The organism is Hydrocoleum sp. CS-953 (assembly GCF_002260545.1).
Classification (GTDB): Bacteria; Cyanobacteriota; Cyanobacteriia; order Cyanobacteriales; family Microcoleaceae; genus Trichodesmium.
Map to the genome: position 1 here is coordinate 1 of NZ_LGSU01000765.1, position 4,566 is coordinate 4,566.

At 41.6% G+C, this 4,566-nt stretch carries 5 protein-coding genes; 1 reads left to right on the plus strand and 4 read right to left on the minus strand.

Translation table 11 applies throughout. The features are described 5' to 3' along the window. Window positions 1-117 (minus strand): NAD(P)-binding protein (locus AFK68_RS09305; protein WP_143437726.1); only part of this gene is annotated, 117 nt, incomplete at its 3' end. 216 nt (window positions 118-333) lie between these two features. Here AFK68_RS09305 and AFK68_RS09310 point away from each other — a divergent pair. Further along, the gene (locus tag AFK68_RS09310; RefSeq protein ID WP_094672476.1) at window positions 334-1,926 is read left to right on the plus strand and encodes a hypothetical protein; all 1,593 of its coding nucleotides are present in this window, start codon (window positions 334-336) and stop codon (window positions 1,924-1,926) included. A gap of 334 nt (window positions 1,927-2,260) precedes the next feature. Here AFK68_RS09310 and AFK68_RS09315 read toward each other — a convergent pair whose 3' ends face one another. From AFK68_RS09315 to AFK68_RS09325, 3 genes are all read right to left on the minus strand, one after another. Beyond that, entirely contained in the window at window positions 2,261-2,524 is a 264-nt protein-coding gene (locus AFK68_RS09315) for a hypothetical protein (protein WP_168186383.1), read from the minus strand. Window positions 2,525-2,644: 120 nt separating this feature from the next. Continuing rightward, window positions 2,645-3,751 carry a class I SAM-dependent methyltransferase gene (locus AFK68_RS09320; RefSeq protein WP_094672477.1) on the minus strand — a complete coding sequence of 369 codons (1,107 nt, stop codon included), beginning with the start codon at window positions 3,749-3,751 and terminating at the stop codon, window positions 2,645-2,647. A gap of 398 nt (window positions 3,752-4,149) precedes the next feature. Next, the coding region (locus AFK68_RS09325; RefSeq protein WP_143437727.1) for a translocation/assembly module TamB domain-containing protein at window positions 4,150-4,566 on the minus strand (417 nt) is incomplete at its 5' end.

Consider the following 4,566-nt stretch of genomic DNA (forward strand, 5'->3'; position numbering starts at 1 on the left):
TTCATAGACATGGGCATCAATACCTTGTTTTCTCAGAGCGATCGCTGTTGCTAGACCACCAGGCCCAGCACCAATAATGGCAACTTTCTCCACAACAGGTTTAGAAGTTTCTCTCATTTTGCTTGTTTCCTTTTTTTTGGTAAACAAAAAACTAAAAAATAGTATACAATACCACAAATATATTCTTAAAAATATTTTCTTAAATTATCGTAATACCCTTGTTTATTATTTTATTCATGTTATTATTCTGAATGAAAGAAAAAACAAACTGCTTACGTTAGATAGCAAAAAGCTAGTCTCAAGCAGCAAGTTACTTCCAAGGAAGTTATATTAATGAGTTTACCTGTTCAGGTTTCACCAGCGACCAATGATCTAACCTTGTCCCAAAGTCAGACGTTGTCAGAAGTGGTGAAAGTCAAAATTCCGAAATCTGAGGTAGTCCCCAAACTAGATGTCTATTTTCTCGCCGATACAACCGGTAGCATGAGGACAGCTATCGCTTCAGTCAAAAGCGGCATCATGGAGATCCTAACCAGAATTCAGTCCCTAGGATCTGATGTCTGGTTCGGGGTTGGCGACTACAAGGACTTTCCGGCTCCGGTTGACGATGAGCATCCCTACGCCTTCAAGAACCAGTGTAGCTTGAGCGCCGATATCACCACCGTCAAAGCGGCGATCGATGCCTGGACGACCACCCCCGGTAAAGATACTCCTGAAGCTCAATTCTATGGGCTAGATCAGGTGGCCGAATCACCTGGAGGCCAGATTGGTTGGCGTGCCGATGCCAAGCGTGTCATCGTCTGGTTTGGTGATGCCGCTGGTCACGACGCAGTATGCAAGGAAATCTCGAACCTATCCTACGACATCACGGAGGCATCACTCACTGCTAAGTTAGTTGCAGAGAAGATTAAGGTGCTGGCACTGTCTATGAGCACCAACTATCGTGCCCCGGCTGGGCTAGACGATGATCCGAAAACGAGAGCAACCGCGTACAAGTCTAAGTGCGGAGAGCCTGGGGGAACCCCCGGACAAGCCACCAGGATAGCCAATGCCACGGGTGGCAAACCGATCCAAGGTGTCGATGAAGATACGGTTGTTCAGCAGATCGAGACTGAGTTGATAGCACAGATCGCTGAGATCGGGAACGTGCGCCTGGTAGCAAGCGGTGCCACAAAACCTTTTGTACAAGCGATTGCACCTGTCACGGGTTACAGTTCCCTCAGCAGAGACCAAGACCATGAACTTGCCTTTGATGTGTCCTGGGTAGGCACTGTGTCCGGTACCAGTGAGCCCCAGATATTCAACGGCTCTCTCGATGTCATCGCCGATGGAGAAGTCGTTGGCGGTAAGACAGTCAAAATTACAGTACCATTTTCAGCTCCACCACTACCCCCAATTTATCCCGAGGAGGATGTTCCCATGATACGCCCAGAGAATGTTTCCGGTACCTGGATGTTTATTCACCAAGTTACTGGCACTTATATGCAAGCTATAGGTTACAATCCCAATGTCAACGATTATGTGCATCTTTGGAACCAAGATCCTCCTAATACTAATGCCGGATACCAAGGACACCTGTGGGTTTTGTCCAAGCAGAGTGATGGAACTTACCGCATCCAAAACTGGGAGAAAGATGTCACCTTTAAGGAGCAATTGTATCTCCAAGCACCTGCAAAACCAGGGGTTGATAAGATTGTAACTTTGCAACGCCTCAGCCAAAGTGAGTTGCAGTCTTGGATATTGGTTCCAGTCAGTGGCGATCCCGATACTTATGCTATCCAACCAAAGGCATTCCCTGAATATGCCATAGGTACTTCTACCAATGCTTTGACCAATGGCATAGCACTGGTCACAAACCGCACCTGGGGAAGACCAACTTTCCATCAATATTGGCGACTGAGCAAGGATTACACTGGGGGAAATTAAAATACTTTTTCCCTGATGAACAGTTGATTTAGTTGTCATCTTGACGCTTCACTAGATCGGTTGCTCCCATTGTAATGGTAGTTTTTCCGTTTCCTCAAAAATTATTAATATTATGTTCGGATAATCACTTATAATAAAGTGTTTGTTTGTAGAATAGCTCTCAGCCCTATATACAGTTAGGGCTAGAGCAATTCTACGAGCCTTAATTATAAGTATTCAACCGAACATGATATTAGATACCTCCAATAATAAAAAATAAAATCAATTATTGCTCATAAACTATCAATTCTTTCCCCCTACTCCCTACTCCCTTTTTGATCGAGATGCCTTTTAATTAACCCAATACTCTTAGTATTCTAGCAATATACTCAGCCCTCCATTGCTCCCGCTCCTCATTTACTTGTGCATCTGGCTGATAATTTTCAATGTCTTCGGAGGAAATAATACCTTTAGCTATTACTAATTTTTCAATGGTATCTACGCGTTCCCGCAATACAGAAACTTCTCCTGCTAATGCCATTATTATTGCCAGTAATTTATCGTTATCTGTGTTATCTAAATAAACTGGTCGTTTACCTTTTGCTTGTTTAGGAATCATCTTTTTTTTTGTTTGTCTTTTTTATTTACAGGACTTGCGCAGAAACCGGGTTTATCAACGAAATTTCCTGAAAAACAACGTTCAAGACAATAAACCCGGTTTCTTGTTTAGGTGCGTAACTCATAATTTGGTACCAACAATAATGAATGACTGTCTGCCATTATTTTGTTCGAGCAGTGTTTCAATGAGACTATCTCTGGAAAAACCTGCTTCTCGTGCTACAGCTACTAAATCTAAATCTCGCATCGCACTCCAGAAGGGTTCATTATTATTAGTTGTTTCTTCATCGTAGACGAACGCAGTATATAAATCTAGATCGCGATACAAAGGTGCATCTTGATGTATCATTATTCCACCTGGAGCTAATAAACGATAACTTTCGCGGAAAACATTTCTAATTGCTGGCACAGGTATTTCATGTAGGAAAATATGACTTACCACCAAATCAAATGATTCATCTGGGAAGTTAGTCTTCTCGGCATTCTGTTGGCTCAAATGCACTCGTTTTCCTAAATACTCTGCTCGTGCATGACCATAGCGTAATATTGCAGGAGCTAGATCGATACCATAAACTTCAGCATTTGGGTAAGCATCTACATAAGGCAAAGTGTTAGCACCTACTGTACAACCCATGTCTAGAATTTTGGCAGGCTGAAAATTTGGGTATTGCTGCTTCAAGAATTTATGGATAACTGTCTGACCTCTGACATCGCGAAGAGACTCAGGGTTTCTCATGGCAATATGAACTCCAAAATCATAGATAGCACCAGCAGATATATCATCTTGAGTGTATTCGCCGTTATATCCTCCTGGCATACAATGAGTATCTACAACAGTTTGATAGGTAGGAATTTTTAATTCCGGGTTTAGGGTAAGTGTTCCCAAGGGTACTGCTTCATCCTTTGCTCGTTCTACTAATTCTGGTAATTGACGTTCGACTGTAGTAACTGCTGATTCCCACATCATTTCTTGGGTAGTACGTTTGCAGCTACTGTACCACTTATAGTATTGTTGTTGCTGCATCCCCTGCCGAATTTCATAACGATTTTTAGGGGAACGTTGATTTTCTTTTTCAAATTGGGGTTTGACAGTTTCTTGGTAAAGCAACTTTAAGTTATGTCGCATTTTGCTAGACAGATAGTTTCTTAAACTTCTGACAAAGTTTTGTCGTGCCAACTCATCGTGATTTGCTTGTGGAAGCATAGAATGAGCCAATTTTGTGTTCATAATTTTCTCTTACTAAAACGCTGACGAATATTTTACCGACATCCTTGCAGTTAGTCAATAAACATTTCCCGAAAAAAGAGTAATATCATGTCCGGATAATTAGTGATAAAAAAAGTTTTTGTTTGTAGTAGGGCTTCAGCCCTAACTGTAAATAGGGCTGAAGCCCTACTACGAGCTTTAATTATTCAACCGAACATGATATAAGTATCTTCTGAAAGTATAGAAACCGGGTTTATATTAGATGCCCTACCAGACTGACATCCGTCTCTCATAAACCCGGTTTCTGATAACACTTCTATTGCAAGTGAATTTTTTGATATAATGCTTTCCCAAAGTGAAGGGGGATGGGCATCCTGCCCGTCCACAAATATTAAGCACAAAAGTTGCTAAATGCTAAATTAAAATCTAGTCTCATACTGAATTGACAACACAGCATTATCATCGAAATTACTACCTCCACGGAGGCGCACTTTATCATTAATTTCATAGTCCAAAGACAACTCTGTTGCATCAAGTATAGTCGCGGATACTCCCAGTTTATTAGTTACGTCAATACCAACTTCTAGACCCCAACCCAAACTAGAAGCACGTTGGGAGCCACTTTTAGGAATAGTCGCAGGAAATATTCTAAATTCACTTAATCCCGTCGCTTCAATAATATCCTGTTGGATGTTACTAAATAGAGCGGTACTTGCCACATTTGCTAATGCTAAATTTCTGTCTGCACTGAGGGTATCAACAATATTACCTCCTAACAAACTAACTATTTGTGTTTCCGAGCGTTCTGGAGAACTGGTTAACTCTAGGTTATTTTC

Excerpts from the sequence above, each read along its gene's own strand:
- AFK68_RS09310 (WP_094672476.1), top strand. The coding sequence starts at position 334 with ATGAGTTTACCTGTTCAGGTTTCACCAGCGACCAATGATCTAACCTTG.
- AFK68_RS09315 (WP_168186383.1), bottom strand. The coding sequence starts at position 2,524 with ATGATTCCTAAACAAGCAAAAGGTAAACGACCAGTTTATTTAGATAAC.
- AFK68_RS09320 (WP_094672477.1), bottom strand. The coding sequence starts at position 3,751 with ATGAACACAAAATTGGCTCATTCTATGCTTCCACAAGCAAATCACGAT.